Source organism: Mesorhizobium sp. INR15 (genome assembly GCF_015500075.1).
Lineage (GTDB): Bacteria > Pseudomonadota > Alphaproteobacteria > Rhizobiales > Rhizobiaceae > Mesorhizobium.
The window spans coordinates 3638668-3654606 of sequence record NZ_CP045496.1; the positions used below are offsets into that span (position 1 = coordinate 3638668).

Here is a 15939-nt window from a genome sequence, read left to right on the forward strand (position 1 = left end):
TTCACTTATCGCCCGAGGGCTCGCGGCGATGACCGGCGATGAAAGCCTCGGCCTTGTCGGCGAGCAGGCGGTCGCGTTCCTTTTCGGCCTTCGAACGGCCATGCAGGGTGCGGTTTTGGCCGGCGATGCGCTCTTTCTCGCTGCGAGCCTTCAACTTGCGGGCCTGACGAAGATTGATGATCTCGGCCATGGCTCAGGCCCGTCCGGCTACTTCTTGCGGAAGGCGTCGAGCGAGACGACTTCGGCGCCCTTGGTGGTGGCGTCGGCGGCGGCAGCAGGTTTCTTCTCCGCTTCGGCGGCGGCTTTCTTCTCGGCCTTCGGCTTCTTCTCGGAGACGATGGCCAGCGGCTCGACAGCAGGTTTGTCGGCGGGCTCCTCGACCGCCACGCCATCCGTCTTCACATCGAATTCAAGCTCGAAATTGACCGACGGATCGTAGAAGCCGCGCACGGCGGAGAACGGGATTTCAAGTTTTTCCGGCACGTCGGAGAAGGACAGGCCAACCTCGAAGCCGGTGTCCGTCACTTTCAGGTCCCAGTACTGGAACTGTATGACGATTGTCATCTGTTCGGGATAGCGTTCACGCAGCCTGGAAGACACGCGCACGCCCGGTGCGCCGGTCAGGAAGGTGATGAAGAAATGATGGTTGCCGGGGAGGCCGGTGCGCGCGACCTCGGCCAGGACCTTGCGCATGACGCCGCGCAACGCCTCCTGGGCCAGAATGTCGTAGCGGATGTGGTCGTCGGCCATGTGGTGGTCGGGTTCCGTTGAATCGTCCGCATAGCTGTAGTCAAGCTTGAGGGCCGCGTAAACCTGATATAGCGGGGTACCATGCCGAGGCGAGGGCACTTGCCGTCGATTTGATCTGCCAGGCGCTCCGCAAACGCGTCAGGCGTTGGCCAGCACGCTCTGCTTTTCCATGGTGGCGGCCGCCTTCCGCTTGCCGAAGGCGCGCAGGAATGTGCGCACGCCGTTGGTCGCGGATTGCAGCACGTCTTCGTCCTGTGGCGTGCCGCCAAGCATGAAAGTGGTCTGCAGTTCGGCGTTGACGAGGCCAAGGAACTGGCGCGCCGCCACGTCAGGATCATCGATCGCGAGGTAGCCGCCATAGGCGAGGCGGGCGAAACGGGCCGCCAGTGCCGGCCAGGTCTGGCCCGGTCCCCGTTCAAGCCATTCGGCGAACAATTCCGGATACCGCTCGCCTTCCGTCTGGATCAGTTTGCGCAGGAACTTTCCATCGCGGTTGCAGATGCAGTTGCGGTTCATGCGCACCGCAAAGCCGATCAGATCGGCTTCGAGATCCCTGGGCTGATCGGGGAAGGTGGAAATGGTGGCGAAGATGCCGGTGTTGCAGCGTTCTGTCAGGTCGCGGACAACGGCAACGAAGAGTTTTTCCTTGTCGCCATGATGATTGTAGACGGTCTGGCGCGAAACACCCGCCTCCGCGGCGATGAGATCGATGTTGGCGCCGGCGAAGCCTTCGCGGCAGAACACCGAGGCGGCGGCGTCGACAATGGAGATACGCTTGGCCTCGTGGCCGCGTGGCGGGAAAGTGTCAGGAGAAACGCCGAGCTTCATGAAAATCTATATAGAGGTGATTGACGAATTAGACAAGACTGTCTAAATTTGTGGACATAGAGCAAAGGGATTTCCCTGGTAAGCGAAAAGGAATTCGCTGCCGGCGTCGGAATTTCAGGGGATGGAACGTCCTTGGGTTACCCGCCGGTCACCGGCGGCAACCAGATTCGAAAGAAGCCTTTATCATGAGCCCCAAATTCCTCCGCATCGCGGTCGTGCTCGGCTTGTTGTCCGCCATCGGCCCGTTCGCCATCGACATGTATCTTCCCGCATTGCCGTCGATCGGCGCGGATCTGCACGCCGGCACCTCCGCCGTGCAGATGAGCCTGTTGATTTTCTTTCTTTCCATGGGCTTCGGGCAGATTGTCGTCGGGCCAATCTCCGACATGGTTGGCCGCAAGCTGCCGCTCTACGGCGGCCTTGCGCTGTTCATGGCCGGCGGCATCGGCTCGGCGCTCGCGCCCAGCATCGAGTGGCTGATCGCTTTCCGCTTCCTGCAGGGCCTTGGCGCCAGCGCTGGCATGGCGGTGCCGCGCGCCATCGTGCGCGACCTGCACACCGGCAATGAAGCCGCCAAGCTGATGTCCCTGCTGATGCTGGTGTTTTCGGTGTCGCCGATCCTGGCGCCGCTGACCGGCAGCCAGATCATCGAGAATTTCGGCTGGCGCGCCGTATTCTGGACGGTGACGGGTGCCGCCGCATTGGCGACCATCCTGCTCGCGACCTCGCTCAAGGAGACGCGGCCGGCGGAAGAGCGCGTTGGTTCCTCCTTTGGCACAGCGCTTGCCGGCTACCGCTTCCTGATGGGTGACCGCAACTTCCTTGGCCTTGTAGCAATCGCCGGCTTCGGTATTGCCAGCTTCTTCGTCTATCTCTCGAGCTCGTCCTTCATCCTGATCGACCACTATGGGCTGTCGCCTTCGGTCTACAGCGTGTTCTTCTCGATCAACGCGGTGGCCTTCATCGGCATGTCGCAACTGACCGGCCTGCTCGCCGGGCGCTTCGGGTTGAAGCGCGTGGTCTGGGTGGCGGTGACTGGCTATGCGACGACGATGGTGGCGCTGTTCGCGATCATGGCGACCGGTGTCGACCGGCTCGACGTTTTGGCGGCGCTGCTGTTCATTGGCTACGGCTTCCTCGGCTTGGTCATTCCGACCACCTCGGTGCTGGCCATGGAAGAGCATGGCGAGATCGCCGGCACGGCCTCGGCGCTGATGGGCACGCTGCATTTCGCCATCGGCGCGCTCGCCATGGGTGTCGCGGGCCTGTTCTTCGACGGCACGCCATTGCCGATGGTCGCAGGCATCACGCTCTGCGCGGTGATTTCCTTCACGCTGGCGAAGATGACGCTTGGCCGTTCGCGGGAAGCGGTCGAGGCGCCCGCGGAATAGGCCGTATCACCAAACCAACAGTAGAAAAGGCCGGGCTTGCCCGGCCTTTTCTACATCTGAGCCAATCCTGTCTCGGCCAGCACGAAACGCAGCCGCGTCTAGACCGGGCCCAGGGGCAGCGGCACGAGTTCATAGCCGAGTTCGGTGTAGGTGCTGACCAGCGCATGGTAGGTGCGCTCGGCCTCGTCGAGCGTCTGCTTCCGCTCCTCGTCCTGCGCAAAGATTTCCGGCCAGGGCGGCGCGATGAAAACGCGCGCCGCATAACGGAAGCTTTTGGCGGCCACCTCGACATGCTCGGGCAGTGGCAGGCCGCACAGCCTGTAGGTAGCCGAGCGTGTCCGGCACGCCACGATCGAAGAAGACCGGTCCCGTCTGCTCGCGGGCCGCGTGCCAGGAGCGCAGTTCCCATGACAGCATCAGTTCGGCGAACAAGGTCCGGTCCTGCCAGGGCAGGGCGGAGCCACCTATGGCCGTCTGGTCACGGATGACGCCGCGCCCGGCTTCAACCGAGGTGGCGAAGCTTGCCAAGCGTAGCGCTTCAATCAACGTAGTCTTGCCTGAGCCCGGACCACCGGTCAGCACAAAGAATCGATCGGAATCGTTTTGCATGTTCTTGGTCCGTGATTGGAAAGGTGTGGCGAGCGGCTTCGCCATTGGCCGGCGCTTGAACGCGCCGCAGGCAAAGGCCTGCTTTCGAACCGCATATATCTGAAAGGGAGAAGTGGAGGTTTCTGTTGCCAGGTACCTCCGAACCCCGCCTAGAAGTGCGAACCTCTAGGGCTTGAATTGAAGCTATCGCACCGCTTACGCGGCGAGACGTGCTTCCGCATAGTTGTCATTTGCAACTACAGGTTTAGCCCGATGACGGTGGTACCATGCCGGGCAAAAGTACGATCTTTACACCTTCGTCGATCCTATTTCGCCCCCATCAAAATCCGCTCTCTCATCAAGAGCGGTTTTTGGTGGAGGCGCCGGGTACCGCCCCCGGGTCCGAACGGCTTATTTCATCGCCCATTTATCGCCATAGTCGGTCAAGCCGACAAAACGAATATAGGGGCCCATCGCGTGAAATGAAAGGCCGCAATGGCACTTTGTCCCCGTTTCAAAACCGCATCGCAATGGGTTGACTTGGCAACGCTCTCAACCGAAGCTTTGCAACGGTGAGGCGTTATCGACCTAACGCAAAAGTTGCGTCAGCGCGCCACAAGCCTCATCGATCGGACCGTGGCGCCGACGAGGGGAGTTTTTGATGGCCGACTATCTTGCAGACGTGAAGAAATACGACGCCGGGGCAAGCGCCGACGTGGTCGACAAGATCGTGAAGCATCTGGGCATCGCGCTGAGGAACCGCGATTCCTCGCTGGTGTCCTGCACGGATCCGAAGGAACTCGATCGCGTCAAGGCGGGCTGGGTGTCGAAGAAGCTCGGCATAGCTGACGACAAGAAGGCCGATGCTTCGATCGAGAAGGTCTGCAAGGCGATGGCCGCCGACCACAGCAAGAACCGGGTGACCTTCTATTATCTGGTCGCCAAGGACCTTGGCAAGCTCGGCTCTCTCTGACGATAACGCCGGATCATCTGCAAACTGGCGCCTCCGCGCGCCAGTTTTGATCTTGTTGGGGAACAGTCGCGCGCTGGGCAGGTGCGACGCTGGTTTGTTATGTTCGTCTAGCCGCCCGTCGGCTATGATTGCCAGACAATCGAATCGAGCCCGAACCGATGCGCCAGTATCTCGACCTTCTGCAGCATGTGCTTGATAACGGCGACGACCGTCCGGACCGCACCGGCACCGGTACGCGTTCGGTGTTCGGCTACCAGATGCGATTTGACCTTTCGCGCGGTTTTCCCGTCACCACCACCAAGAAGCTGCACCTGAAGTCGATCATCCATGAACTCCTGTGGTTCCTGGCCGGCGACACCAACATCGCCTATCTCAACGACAACGGCGTCTCGATCTGGGATGAATGGGCCGACGAGAATGGCGATCTTGGGCCGGTCTACGGCAAGCAATGGCGCTCGTGGCCGGATGGTCATGGCGGGTCGATCGACCAGATCGCGAATCTTCTGAAGGAGATACGCCGGAATCCTCAATCGCGGCGGCTGATCGTTTCGGCTTGGAATCCCGCCGAGGTGGAAGCCATGGCGTTGCCGCCCTGCCACTGCCTGTTCCAGTTCTATGTTTCCGAGGGCCGGCTTTCCTGCCAGCTCTACCAGCGCTCCGCCGATATTTTCCTGGGCGTTCCCTTCAACATCGCCTCCTATGCGCTGCTGACGCTGATGGTGGCGCAGGTGACCGGACTGCGGCCCGGCGATTTCGTCCATACGCTCGGCGACGCGCATCTCTACTCGAACCATTTCGAACAGGCGCGCGAACAATTGCAGCGCACGCCGAGAGTGCTGCCGACGATGTGGATCAATCCGGAGGTGAAGGACCTGTTTGCCTTCCGCTTCGAGGATTTCCGGCTGGAAAACTATGTCGCCGACGCATCGATCAAAGCGCCCATCGCAGTCTAAGATATGCCGATATTCAGGTGATGCCGGCCTGCGAATGACGGCTTTCCGCGCTTCCGGTGCTCACGGACCGAATGTCCGCTCCGCTCCGGTTCTCGAAAGCCATCATTCTCGGCTCAGCCTGACCTGAATCTCGGCATATCTTACGCACGTATTATCCAACCTCGAAATCACCCGCCTGCGGCGGAGCGATCGGCTTGAACAGTGTCCGGTCCGGCTTGAGGTCGAGCAGGGGCGTGCCGTCGACGCAATCCATGCCGCGCACCAGCAGTGTCGGACCTTCGACGCCGACGAGCCTGACGATCGAGGTGCCGATCGGATTGGGCCGCACCGGCGAGCGCAGCGAAAATGTACCGCGCGATGTGCCGTCACTGGCCGGGCTTTGCTTTACGAGGTCGCGCCTCGACAGATGCAGCCAATAGAGCAGTTCCAGCCGCTCGAATTTGTCGACGCCGTCCAAGGCTTCCCGCCAGGGGTCGAAGATTTCAATTCGGCAGACGGGGCCGTCATCACGGCCCTGGCGGGGCGTTGCCATGCGCGAAGTCCAGGGCGTGTGGATAACGCCGATGAACACCAGCCCGGCATCGGTCGCGGGCGGCGCATCGACCGCGACCTCGCTCGGCCTGATCTCGTTTTCGCGAACCACGGGTTCGTGCACGCTCGTCAGTCGATGCCGACCATCACGTCGGACGCCTTGACCACGGCGTAGGCCTGCTTGCCTTTTTCGAGCTTGAGATCGGCGACGGCCTCGTTGGTGATCGAGGCGGTCACGACAGCACCGCCGCCAATGTCGATCCTGACATGCGAGGTGGTGGCACCCTTGACGATCTCGACAATCGTTCCCTTGAGGATGTTGCGGGCGCTGATTTTCATCGAAGGTTCCTTTCAAAGTTGTTCTGCGCACCTCTTACCAGAACAATGGCGCGGTGCCACCGCCAAGACTATCGCGGGCGCCAGATAGAATGTTTCAACGGGCGTCGGGCCTTCCCTTGTTATGTTCATGCGGATATATCGGTCGGAGGCTTCGAGCCGGTCGAATTCAAAACCCCAGGGAGAGTTTCCATGACGCGCAGAGGTTTCGGACTGAAGGCGATCGCCGTTGGCGGTTTTGCGGCGGTGCTGATAGCGGCGGTGCCGATGGCGCATGCGGAAGACAAGGTCACCGTATTTGCCGCTGCCAGCCTCAAGGACGCGCTTGATGCGGTGAACAAGGCCTGTACCGCCGATGTCGGTGAAGCCGCGACCGTGTCCTATGCCGCAAGCTCGGCGCTGGCCAAGCAGATCGAAGGCGGCGCGCCAGCCGACGTCTTCATCTCGGCCGACCTCGACTGGATGAAATATCTCTCGGACAAGAAGCTGACCAAGCCGGAGACCGAAGTGAAGCTGCTTGGCAACCAGATCGTGCTGGTGGCGCCGAAGGATTCGAAGGCCGAAACCAAGATCGAAAAGGGTTTTGACCTTGCCAAGCTCATCGGCGACGGCAAGCTCGCCATGGGTGACTTCAAGGCGGTGCCGGCCGGCAAATATGGCAAGGCCGCGCTTGAATCGCTCGGCGTCTGGTCGTCGGTGGAGGGCAAGGTGGCGCAAGCCGAAAACGTGCGCGCCGCGCTGAAGCTGGTCTCCACCGGCGAAGCCGCGCTCGGCATCGTCTATGCCACTGACGCGCATGCCGACAAGGGCGTCAAGGTGGTTGGCACCTTCCCGGAGGATTCGCATCCGCCGATCATCTACCCGGTTGCCCAGACCGCGGATTCGAAGGACAAGGATACGCTGGCATTCCTCAAGTGTCTGGAATCCGCCAAGGCAGCCGAACTCTTCAAGGCGCAAGGCTTTACGGTCCTGACGCCTAGCAACTAAAGGTCGCGTTCTGACGCATGAACTGGCTGCTGGACCTCACTCCCGACGAATGGAATGCGGTCCGGCTGTCCATAAAGGTCGCCACGGTGGCGATGCTTTTCAGCTTGCCGCCAGGCATAGCCATCGCGCTGCTGTTGGCGCGGGGCAGGTTCTGGGGCAAGACGCTGCTCAACGGGCTGGTGCATCTGCCGCTGATCCTGCCGCCAGTCGTCACCGGCTATCTGCTCCTGCTCGCTTTCGGCAAACGCGGGCCGGCCGGTGCCTTCCTGGCCGAGCATTTCGGCATCGTGTTTTCATTTCGCTGGACGGGCGCCGCGCTGGCCTGCGGCGTCATGGGCTTTCCCTTGATGGTGCGGGCGATCCGGCTGTCGATCGAGGCGGTCGACCGCAAGATGGAGGCAGCGGCTGGCACGCTTGGCGCCAACCCGCTGTGGGTGTTTGCCACCATCACGCTGCCGCTGATCCTGCCCGGCCTGATCGCCGGTGCGATCCTCTCCTTCGCCAAGGCGATGGGCGAGTTCGGTGCGACGATCACCTTTGTCTCCAACATCCCGAACGAGACGCAGACGTTGCCGTCGGCGATCTATACGTTCACGCAAGTGCCGGGCGGTGATGAAGGCGCGCTGCGGCTGACGCTGATCTCGATCATCATCTCGATGGCCGCACTTGTGGCATCCGAAGTTCTGGCGCGGCGCGTCGGCCGGCGAATGGACATCGAATGACCGTTCTCGTCGATATCAGCCATCGCCTCGGCGATTTCAGCCTCGATACCCGCTTCGAGAGCGCCGGGCGGCTGACGGCGCTGTTTGGTCCCTCGGGCTCCGGCAAGACAACGCTGATCAACATGATTGCCGGCCTCATCCGGCCAGACAGAGGCCGCATCGCGGTTGACGGCCGTGTGCTGGCCGACGCCGAGGCGCGGTTTTTCGTGCCGAAACACAAGCGCCGCATCGGCATGGTGTTCCAGGACGCGCGGCTCTTCCCGCATATGAGCGTGGCGGGCAATCTGCGCTACGGACGCTGGTTCACGCCGGCGGCGGAACGCTACGCCGAAATGGATGCGGTGGTCGAGTTGCTCGGCATCGGTCCGTTGCTGGCGCGGCGGCCGGCAAAGCTCTCCGGGGGCGAGAAACAGCGTGTTGCGATCGGCCGCGCGCTGCTGGCCAGTCCGAAACTGCTGCTGATGGACGAGCCGCTGGCCTCGCTCGACGAGGCGCGCAAGGCCGAGATCCTGCCCTATATCGAGCGGCTGCGCGACGAGACGAAAATTCCGATCGTCTACGTCAGCCACTCGGTCGCCGAAGTGGCACGGCTGGCCAGCGACGTGGTCATGCTAAGCCAGGGCAAGGTTACCGCGTCCGGTCCCACCGGCGTGGTCATGCAGAGGCTCGATCTGTTGCCGGCGGAGGAGCGCGGTGAGGGCGGTTCCGTGCTGGACACCAAAGTGCTGCATCATGACGAGGCGTTCGGCATGACCGTGCTTGGTTCGGCGGCAGGCGACATCAGGGTGCCTCGGCTGGCGGTGACGCCCGGCGCGCCAGTGCGCATCCGTATCCGCGCCCGTGACGTGATGATTGCTACCCAGCAGCCGACAGGCTTGAGCGCGCTCAACATCTTGCCGGGCACGATTGTCGCGATCAGCCCGGGCGAGGGGCCAGCGGTCGAGGTCGGAATTGATTGCGGTGGCGCAACAGTGCTTGCGCGGATCACCGAGCAGTCGCGGCATGCGTTAGGCCTGCGGCTTGGGGGGAAAGTTTTCGCGGTGGTCAAGACAGTGAGTTTTGACCGGGCGAATACCGGAGCCGGCCTGCCGATCGAAGCCGACGGGTGATCCGCGGATGGACTGTCGCTATGTCTTTTTGGAATAGCGGTTCCGCTGAAGACGTTATAGTATGGACGTGAGTGCGGAGAACAGGAAATGCCCTCGCTGAGCTTGCGGATAAACCTCGATCCCGATGGACGCATCGGTCCCGGAAAGATCGAACTCTTGGAGCAGATCGCTGCCTTCGGCTCGATCTCGGCTGCCGCGCGCGGCATGGCGATGTCCTACAAACACGCCTGGGACCTGGTCGAGGACATGAACCGTGTGTTCGGCAAGCCGCTGGTCGCGGCACAAACCGGCGGCAGGAAAGGCGGCGGTGCACAGCTGACGTCGGTGGGCCTGGCCGTGGTCAGCCGCTTCCGCGCCATCGAACGGGCGGCTGCTTCGGCGGCGGCGACGCATATGGAAGCTCTGCAGGCGGAAATCGACGCGGGTTGAGGTCGGCTGACAACTCTGCCCCAGCGGGTGACCAACGCCATCTGCTGCTTGTCCCGCGAGTCGCGCACGTTTCCTCTGAGGCACGGCGCATGCCCACAGTGAAATTTTCGAAAAGATAAATGTCATTTTAAGACTATTCGCTGAATAAATCTGTGCCAATTTCGGCGCGAGTGTTCGAAATGACATTGGACAAATTTGAGAATTACAAAGCCAGAAGGCTGTTCCTATTTTCCATATTTGTCATATCCCTGGTCAGCGTCGCGGCGTTGCCGATGTCGAAGGTCAGTGTCGATCTGCTGTCTTTCACTCCGCTTTTTTGGCCGGCCGGCATCTTTATCGCCGTGTCCTTCTATTGCTATTTTCGCGAAATGCCGGTCTTGGCCGCGGCGCTGGAGACAGTCGGGTTTGGCCTTTTAGTTACCTTTCCCGTGTTGCTCTTGACCTATCTGGTCATTTCGCTCGACCTACCCCTGGCCGACGCCAAACTTGACGCGATGGACCGCGCTCTGGGTTTTGACTGGTTTGCTTTAATCAGTTTCGTGGATGCTCGGCCTCTCCTGGCCAAGACCTTGGATCTTGCTTATCGCTCGATCTCATTCCAATTGGCTCTTATCCCGGTTGCTCTCGTCGTTTCCGGTAGGCAACCACGGGCCTACGCCATGGTCACCGGCTATGGAATTGTCTGCGTGTTGGCTTCGGCAATCGCACTGTTTTTTCCAGCACTCGGCACATATGCCTTCTACGGATACGGCTACGACAGCGTCGTCAACATCTATCCTTATTTTGCTCTCTCTCCGGTGCCGGAGTTCATCGCCGTGCGTGAGCATGCGGCTTACACCGTTTCGCTCGCCAGTACTGCTGGACTCATATGTTTTCCGTCAGTGCATGCCGGCGTGGCATATATGTGCGCCTGGGCCGCATGGGATTTGAAATGGCTGCGCTATCCAATATTGGCGCTCAATGCCGTAATGGCGGTCTCGGCAATCGCCATCGCAAACCACTACCTGGTTGATATTATTTTGGGATTTGGTGTCGCCGGCCTCGCGACATCCGCCGTGACAGCTCTTTTTCTGTCATCGAAACGGCAGTCCATGGGATTGGCGCAGACTTGATAACTGGACCGCGCGAGTTGGAACAGTAACGCGGTCAGCTATTCCTCGGCTCGCCAGGTTTGCGCAGCAGGTAGGTGTCCATGATCCAGCCCTTGCCGTGGCGCGCTTCTTCACGGGTTCTCTCGATCTCGGCGCCGACGTCGCCCAGGCGGCCGGCGATGATGATTTCGTCGGGAGTGCCGAGATAGGCGCCCCAGTGGATGACGAGATCCTTGTCGTCCAGCGTGTTGAACGCACATTTGCCATCCAGCATGACAATGGCAGTGCCGGCGTTGTCCGGCATGCCTTCCTCGGTCAGGCGCCGGCCCGTTGTGATGAGGATAGGATCGCCGATGCGGTTCAGGGCCATCTTGTGGCTGGCGGCCAGTGACTGCACAGCGGTGATGCCGGGGATGACCTCCAGCTCGAACGCGACATTGCCTCTCAGGTGCACACGCTCGAGGATGCGCAGCGCGCTGTCATAGAGCGAAGGATCACCCCAGATCAGGAAGGCGCCACAGCCGCCGTCGGAAAGCTCATCGCTGATCAGCCCTTCATAGATGGCGGCGATCGCCTCGTGCCAGTCGTCGACGGTCGAGCGGTATGATGAGGTTGGTTCGGCGCGCACAGGCACGTCGAACTCGACCCGTCGCGATTTTGGGTTGGTGACGAAGCGGTCGCAGATCTGGCGGCGCAGTTCGGCGAGGTCGTTCTTCTTCGCACCCTTGTCGGGAATGAACAGGACGTTGGCCCGGTTGAGGCCTGATATGGCCTGCACGGTCATGTGATCCGGATTGCCGGCGCCGATGCCGATGACGAGAACTTTGCGCATGCGCGGACTCCTGCCCGATCGGCCCGCATGTGTCCAGACCGCCACGCGTGCCCAGACCGCCTCGTCAACCCGCTGCCGAGAACCGGCGGGGGCTTTGAACGTCGCGCCGAAACCGGTAGGGTCCAGCAATGACATTGCCGGAGGGGGCTTCGATGTTGCGAACTGTTCTGACCGCCGGGTTGCTGCTCTGCGCCGCACCCGCGTTCGCCAATGACTCGACCGCGGAACTCGGCACCGGCGGTTTGATCCTGTCGCGCAACGATGCCGTAGCCATGCAAAGCGAGGACCTCTACATCTCGCCGGACAAAGTCACGGTCGACTATGTCTTCCGCAACAACACCGACAAGGATGTGGACTCGATCGTTGCCTTCCCGATGCCTGACATCGAAGGCGATCCGGAGGAGAGGCCGGCGCTGCCCAACGATCAGAGCGACAATTTCCTCGGCTTCGAGGTGACGATCGATGGCGTGGCGGCCAAGCCGCGGCTCGAACAGAAGGTGTTCGCGCTCGGCATCGACATCAGTGCCGAGCTCAAGGCGCAGAATGTGCCGTTCTATCCCTTCGGCGATGCGGCCAAGGCCGCCCTTGCCAAGTTGCCGAAAGCGGTCAGCGATGACTGGGTCAATCGCGGCATCATCATCGAGGATACCGGGGGCGACGGTTCGGAAGCGAACAAGGTCTACACGCCGTTCTGGCAATTGCGCTCGACCTATTGGTGGCGCTCGACCTTTCCTGCCAACAAGGAGGTTCATGTCTCGCACCGCTACAAGCCGAGCGTCGGCGGCACGTCGTCGGTCAGCTTCTTCTATGACGGAAAGTTCCAGGGGCAGTACGCCGCCTACAAGACCCGCTACTGCATGGACGACACATTCGAAAACGCGGTGCGCAAGGCGGCCAAGGATGACCCGGACGGCTATCCCAAATTCTACGAGAGCCGCATTGCCTATATCCTGACCACCGGCGGCAACTGGGCGGCTGGCACCATCGGCAAGTTCAAGCTGACGGTCGACAAGGGCAACCCGAAGAGCATGGTCTCGTTCTGCGGCGACAACGTCAAGAAGGTCGGGCCAACGAGTTTCGAGATGACGGCCAAGGATTTCTATCCCGAGCATGATATCGACATCCTCATTCTCAATCCGTCGGACAGCAACTGATGCACGTCGCAATCTATGTCGCCATCGCCGAGAACGGCGTGATCGGACGGGATGCGTCCAATTGCGGCGCTTCGTCACTGGCGCAATCGAAATTGATAGGACATAGAGGTCCAATCTCATCGAAGTTGACGGCGTTTTCCCTAGCCTACGACTATTGAGTATGGGGATGGGCGATTGGTAGCGAAAAGAGTTCAGATGCCTTCCGCAACGTCGATCGTTGCGAGAAGTTATCCAGACCACGTAATTGGAATCGAAAATAAATTGCCTTGGCACCTAGGCACCGATCTTCGGTACTTTAGGAAGAGGACCGAGGGGCATGCCATAATTATGGGCAGGCGGACATTCGAGTCGATTGGTCGGCCATTGCCAAAGCGCGAGAATATAGTTCTCTCTCGTACCCCATTGCCGGATGCTCGCGGAATAAAATGGGCTAAAGACATAGAGACCGCTCTTCTCTTGGCGGATGTCTACTCGATTTGTAATTTCAAAAAGCAATTTTTTGTAATTGGTGGCGAGCGTATATATGGGGAATTTCGGAAATATATAAATAAGGTATATTTGACCGAGGTTTTTGCTCGAATAAATGGCGATGCCAAATTCGATTGGGAATTTGATCAAAAAAATTGGCGATATTTTAAGGAAAAAGAATATCCTCGATCTGAGATTGACGACTACCCCTTTAGAATCACCACATTGCTTAGGCTAAAGCCGGAGCATAGATACGAGACCACCGACAATTTGTTGCGAGCTGACCCCGAAGTCTCTTCATTCTTGGACAGATACTCGTCAATGATAGCTCGTTCGGAGATGCATTCCGTCGAGGAGGAGCAGTTATCACTGTTCTAAGTTGCCCGAGAAAAAGCGCATCGCGTTGAAAGCGCGCTGTCGCGTCCCTATAGAAGAAACAACACTGGACTTTGCGCCGTAACACCGGCGCTTGAGGGAATTCCAAGCGAAAGGACATTCATGCCCTGGAACGACAAGAGCGGCGGTGGCGGCGGCCCATGGGGTGGCGGCGGCGGCAACAATCAGGGACCCTGGGGGCAGGGCCCGAAGGGGCCGAGCGGCCCGCAGGGCTCGCCTCCCGACCTCGAGGACATTATCCGGCGCGGCCAGGACAGGCTGCGGCGCGCCCTGCCGGGTGGCGGTGGTGCAAGCCCGGCCATTTTCGCGCTGATCGCCGCCGCACTCGTAGTGCTGTGGGCGTTCAAGGCGGTTTACACGGTGCAGCCCGACGAGGTCGCGGTTGAGCTGCGCTTCGGCAAGCCGAAAGCCGAGCTCTCGCAGCCGGGCCTGCATTTCCATTGGTGGCCGCTCGAAACGGTCGAAACGGCCAAGATTTCCGAGCAGCTCGTCGATATCGGCGGCGGCAACACCAGCGGCAACGGCCTGATGCTTTCCGGTGACCAGAACATCGTCAACGTCCAGTTTTCGGTCGCCTATCAGGTCTCCGACCCGCGCGCCTATCTGTTTGATGTGTCGGACCCCGACGGCATGCTGCGGCAGGTCGCCGAAAGCGCCATGCGCGAAGCGGTCGGCCGCCGGCCGGCGCAGGATATTTTCCGCGACGACCGCCAGGGCATCGCGGCATCCGTGCGTGAAATCATCCAGACGACGCTGGACGGCTACAAGGCCGGCCTCAACGTCAATGCCGTGTCGATCGAGGATGCAGCACCGCCACGTGAGGTGGCCGATGCGTTCGACGAGGTGCAGCGTGCCGAGCAGGACGAGGACAAGTTCGTCGAGCAGGCCAACCAGTATTCCAACCAGAAGCTCGGCCAGGCACGCGGCGAGGCCGCACAGGTCCGCGAAGACGCGGCCGCCTACAAGAACCGGGTCGTGCAGGAAGCCGAAGGTGAGGCGCAGCGCTTCATCTCGGTCTACGACGAATATGCCAAGGCGCCGGATGTCACCCGCAAGCGCCTCTATCTCGAAACCATGGAGAGGGTTCTGAAGGACTCGAACAAGGTCATCGTCGAGCAAGGCAACGGGCAAGGCGTCGTGCCTTACCTGCCGCTGCCGGCATTGCAGCCGAAAGCGCCTGCACCAGCCCCTGCTGGTGGCGTTACGGGAGGTAACCAGTGATGGCCAATCGTCTCCCAATCATCGCTGTCGTGGCGGCGGTCATCCTGTTCCTGCTCTACTCCTCGGTCTTCGTGGTCAACGCGCGCCAGCAGGCGCTTGTGCTCCGGTTCGGCGAGATCGTCGACGTCAAGAGCGAACCCGGCATCTACTTCAAGGCGCCGTTCTCATTCTTCGACGCCGATACGGTGCAACTGATCGAGAACCGGGTGCTGCGCTTCGACCTCGACAACATCCGTGTCCAGGTGTCGGGCGGCAAGTTCTACGAGGTCGATGCGTTCATCGCTTATCGCATCTCCGATCCGCGCGTCTTCCGTGCGGCGGTATCGGGTCAGATCGAACTGGCCGAAGCGCGGCTGAGGACGCGTCTCGACGCTGCCTTGCGCCGTGTTTACGGTTTGCGCGACTTCGAGGCGGCGCTTTCGGAAGAGCGTGCCGTGATGATGCGCGAAGTCCGCGACCAGCTCAGGCCCGACGCGACGTCGCTCGGCCTGCAGATCGAGGATGTCCGTATCCGCAGGACCGATCTCACGGTCGAGGTTTCACAGCAGACCTACGATCGCATGAAGGCGGAACGCCTGGCTGAGGCGGCGCGGCTGCGGGCACGCGGTAACGAAGCGGCACAGCGCATCACGGCACGTGCCGACCGTGAAGTGGTCGAGATCGTTGCCGAAGCGCGAAAGGAATCCGAGATCCTGCGCGGCGAGGGCGAAGCCCAGCGCAGCGCGACGTTCGCGGAGGCCTACAAGCGCGACCCGGCCTTCTTCGACTTCTATCGTTCGATGAATGCCTATGGCACGGCGTTGGACAACACCGGGACGACCATGGTGCTGTCGCCGAATTCGGAGTTCTTCCGCTTCTTCCGGAACCCCGAGGGCAAGGAAACGCCAACGACGCCGCAACCGGCTCCCGCCGCGCCGGCGGCACAACCAGCCACCGGCCAGTAACGGCCGGTGGAGGATTTCTTCGCGGCCATGGGCCTGGTCCTCGTTATCGAGGGCTTGGTCTATGGCGGCTTTCCCATCTTTGCCAAGAAGCTCGCCGGCGAGGTTCTGTCGCTGCCGGAGAACGCATTGCGGATCGCCGGGCTCGTGGCGATCGCGCTTGGCGTTGGCATCGTCTGGCTGGTGCGAGGCGGATGAACCGATTGGCCCGCGCGTGACTCCGAAAGTTCTCGGAAAGG

General features: G+C 60.9%; 19 protein-coding genes, 1 other RNA gene and 1 pseudogene. 13 read left to right on the top strand and 8 right to left on the bottom strand.

The window, feature by feature from the left end; all coding sequences use genetic code 11:
• Position 1 precedes the first annotated feature (1 nt).
• From GA829_RS17735 to GA829_RS17745, 3 genes are all read right to left on the bottom strand, one after another.
• Positions 2 to 190, bottom strand: a complete 189-nt coding sequence (locus tag GA829_RS17735; protein WP_195174005.1) for a DUF4169 family protein — start codon at positions 188 to 190, stop codon at positions 2 to 4.
• Positions 191 to 207: 17 nt separating this feature from the next.
• Positions 208 to 750, bottom strand: coding sequence for an SspB family protein (locus GA829_RS17740; RefSeq protein ID WP_195174006.1), 543 nt, complete (start codon positions 748 to 750; stop codon positions 208 to 210).
• A 138-nt stretch (positions 751 to 888) separates the two neighbouring features.
• Complete coding sequence (locus GA829_RS17745; RefSeq protein WP_195174007.1) at positions 889 to 1578, bottom strand: TetR/AcrR family transcriptional regulator; 690 nt, start codon at positions 1576 to 1578, stop codon at positions 889 to 891.
• A 185-nt stretch (positions 1579 to 1763) separates the two neighbouring features.
• Between GA829_RS17745 and GA829_RS17750 the strand changes: the two genes are divergently transcribed.
• Positions 1764 to 2969 (top strand): multidrug effflux MFS transporter, encoded by a 1206-nt coding sequence (locus GA829_RS17750; protein ID WP_195174008.1) that lies wholly within the window; start codon positions 1764 to 1766, stop codon positions 2967 to 2969.
• Between the two features lie 98 nt (positions 2970 to 3067).
• On the opposite strand, the pseudogene GA829_RS17755 reads toward GA829_RS17750, so the two are convergent.
• A pseudogene (locus tag GA829_RS17755) lies at positions 3068 to 3578 on the bottom strand (AAA family ATPase).
• Positions 3579 to 3689: 111 nt separating this feature from the next.
• Positions 3690 to 4049, bottom strand: a transfer-messenger RNA (tmRNA) gene (gene ssrA, locus GA829_RS17760).
• Positions 4050 to 4218: 169 nt separating this feature from the next.
• On the opposite strand from ssrA, the gene GA829_RS17765 reads away from it, so the two are divergent.
• Positions 4219 to 4530: a DUF2853 family protein gene (locus GA829_RS17765; protein ID WP_195174009.1), complete on the top strand. Its 312-nt coding sequence runs from the start codon at positions 4219 to 4221 to the stop codon at positions 4528 to 4530.
• 158 nt (positions 4531 to 4688) lie between these two features.
• Entirely contained in the window at positions 4689 to 5483 is a 795-nt protein-coding gene (locus GA829_RS17770) for a thymidylate synthase (protein ID WP_195179713.1), read from the top strand.
• Between the two features lie 151 nt (positions 5484 to 5634).
• Here GA829_RS17770 and tsaA read toward each other — a convergent pair whose 3' ends face one another.
• Positions 5635 to 6126, bottom strand: coding sequence for a tRNA (N6-threonylcarbamoyladenosine(37)-N6)-methyltransferase TrmO (gene tsaA, locus GA829_RS17775; protein ID WP_195179714.1), 492 nt, complete (start codon positions 6124 to 6126; stop codon positions 5635 to 5637).
• 17 nt (positions 6127 to 6143) lie between these two features.
• The gene (locus GA829_RS17780; protein WP_195174010.1) at positions 6144 to 6353 is read right to left on the bottom strand and encodes a TOBE domain-containing protein; all 210 of its coding nucleotides are present in this window, start codon (positions 6351 to 6353) and stop codon (positions 6144 to 6146) included.
• A 189-nt stretch (positions 6354 to 6542) separates the two neighbouring features.
• Between GA829_RS17780 and modA the strand changes: the two genes are divergently transcribed.
• The 5 genes from modA to GA829_RS17805 all read left to right on the top strand — a co-directional run bounded on the left by modA (position 6543) and on the right by GA829_RS17805 (position 10709).
• The gene (gene modA, locus GA829_RS17785) at positions 6543 to 7337 is read left to right on the top strand and encodes a molybdate ABC transporter substrate-binding protein (RefSeq protein ID WP_195174011.1); all 795 of its coding nucleotides are present in this window, start codon (positions 6543 to 6545) and stop codon (positions 7335 to 7337) included.
• 17 nt (positions 7338 to 7354) lie between these two features.
• Entirely contained in the window at positions 7355 to 8059 is a 705-nt protein-coding gene (gene modB, locus GA829_RS17790) for a molybdate ABC transporter permease subunit (RefSeq protein ID WP_195174012.1), read from the top strand.
• A complete protein-coding gene (gene modC, locus GA829_RS17795; protein WP_195174013.1) occupies positions 8056 to 9168 on the top strand; it encodes a molybdenum ABC transporter ATP-binding protein in 1113 nt (370 codons plus the stop codon). The genes modB and modC overlap by 4 nt, the downstream gene beginning before the upstream one ends.
• Positions 9169 to 9255: 87 nt before the next feature.
• A complete protein-coding gene (locus GA829_RS17800; protein ID WP_195174014.1) occupies positions 9256 to 9597 on the top strand; it encodes a winged helix-turn-helix domain-containing protein in 342 nt (113 codons plus the stop codon).
• A 179-nt stretch (positions 9598 to 9776) separates the two neighbouring features.
• Positions 9777 to 10709, top strand: coding sequence for a phosphatase PAP2 family protein (locus GA829_RS17805; RefSeq protein WP_195174015.1), 933 nt, complete (start codon positions 9777 to 9779; stop codon positions 10707 to 10709).
• 34 nt (positions 10710 to 10743) lie between these two features.
• Here the strand turns inward: GA829_RS17805 and cobF are convergent, their stop codons facing one another.
• Positions 10744 to 11520, bottom strand: coding sequence for a precorrin-6A synthase (deacetylating) (gene cobF / locus GA829_RS17810; RefSeq protein ID WP_195174016.1), 777 nt, complete (start codon positions 11518 to 11520; stop codon positions 10744 to 10746).
• A 152-nt stretch (positions 11521 to 11672) separates the two neighbouring features.
• Between cobF and GA829_RS17815 the strand changes: the two genes are divergently transcribed.
• From GA829_RS17815 to GA829_RS17835, 5 genes are all read left to right on the top strand, one after another.
• Entirely contained in the window at positions 11673 to 12674 is a 1002-nt protein-coding gene (locus tag GA829_RS17815) for a DUF4424 domain-containing protein (RefSeq protein ID WP_195174017.1), read from the top strand.
• Between the two features lie 195 nt (positions 12675 to 12869).
• On the top strand, positions 12870 to 13520 hold the full coding sequence (locus GA829_RS37550) for a dihydrofolate reductase (RefSeq protein WP_195174018.1): 651 nt from the start codon (positions 12870 to 12872) through the stop codon (positions 13518 to 13520).
• 120 nt (positions 13521 to 13640) lie between these two features.
• Positions 13641 to 14759 carry an FtsH protease activity modulator HflK gene (hflK, locus tag GA829_RS17825; RefSeq protein ID WP_195174019.1) on the top strand — a complete coding sequence of 373 codons (1119 nt, stop codon included), beginning with the start codon at positions 13641 to 13643 and terminating at the stop codon, positions 14757 to 14759.
• Positions 14759 to 15703, top strand: coding sequence for a protease modulator HflC (gene hflC / locus GA829_RS17830; protein WP_195174020.1), 945 nt, complete (start codon positions 14759 to 14761; stop codon positions 15701 to 15703). The genes hflK and hflC overlap by 1 nt, the downstream gene beginning before the upstream one ends.
• Before the next feature lie 6 nt (positions 15704 to 15709).
• A complete protein-coding gene (locus GA829_RS17835; protein ID WP_195174021.1) occupies positions 15710 to 15898 on the top strand; it encodes a DUF2065 domain-containing protein in 189 nt (62 codons plus the stop codon).
• Positions 15899 to 15939: the final 41 nt, after the last annotated feature.

Coding starts and splice junctions, on each gene's coding strand:
- GA829_RS17735 (WP_195174005.1), bottom strand. CDS start 190: ATGGCCGAGATCATCAATCTTCGTCAGGCCCGCAAGTTGAAGGCTCGC.
- GA829_RS17740 (WP_195174006.1), bottom strand. CDS start 750: ATGGCCGACGACCACATCCGCTACGACATTCTGGCCCAGGAGGCGTTG.
- GA829_RS17745 (WP_195174007.1), bottom strand. CDS start 1,578: ATGAAGCTCGGCGTTTCTCCTGACACTTTCCCGCCACGCGGCCACGAG.
- GA829_RS17750 (WP_195174008.1), top strand. CDS start 1,764: ATGAGCCCCAAATTCCTCCGCATCGCGGTCGTGCTCGGCTTGTTGTCC.
- GA829_RS17765 (WP_195174009.1), top strand. CDS start 4,219: ATGGCCGACTATCTTGCAGACGTGAAGAAATACGACGCCGGGGCAAGC.
- GA829_RS17770 (WP_195179713.1), top strand. CDS start 4,689: ATGCGCCAGTATCTCGACCTTCTGCAGCATGTGCTTGATAACGGCGAC.
- GA829_RS17780 (WP_195174010.1), bottom strand. CDS start 6,353: ATGAAAATCAGCGCCCGCAACATCCTCAAGGGAACGATTGTCGAGATC.
- modA (WP_195174011.1), top strand. CDS start 6,543: ATGACGCGCAGAGGTTTCGGACTGAAGGCGATCGCCGTTGGCGGTTTT.
- modB (WP_195174012.1), top strand. CDS start 7,355: ATGAACTGGCTGCTGGACCTCACTCCCGACGAATGGAATGCGGTCCGG.
- modC (WP_195174013.1), top strand. CDS start 8,056: ATGACCGTTCTCGTCGATATCAGCCATCGCCTCGGCGATTTCAGCCTC.
- GA829_RS17800 (WP_195174014.1), top strand. CDS start 9,256: ATGCCCTCGCTGAGCTTGCGGATAAACCTCGATCCCGATGGACGCATC.
- GA829_RS17805 (WP_195174015.1), top strand. CDS start 9,777: ATGACATTGGACAAATTTGAGAATTACAAAGCCAGAAGGCTGTTCCTA.
- cobF (WP_195174016.1), bottom strand. CDS start 11,520: ATGCGCAAAGTTCTCGTCATCGGCATCGGCGCCGGCAATCCGGATCAC.
- GA829_RS17815 (WP_195174017.1), top strand. CDS start 11,673: ATGTTGCGAACTGTTCTGACCGCCGGGTTGCTGCTCTGCGCCGCACCC.
- GA829_RS37550 (WP_195174018.1), top strand. CDS start 12,870: ATGCCTTCCGCAACGTCGATCGTTGCGAGAAGTTATCCAGACCACGTA.
- hflK (WP_195174019.1), top strand. CDS start 13,641: ATGCCCTGGAACGACAAGAGCGGCGGTGGCGGCGGCCCATGGGGTGGC.
- hflC (WP_195174020.1), top strand. CDS start 14,759: ATGGCCAATCGTCTCCCAATCATCGCTGTCGTGGCGGCGGTCATCCTG.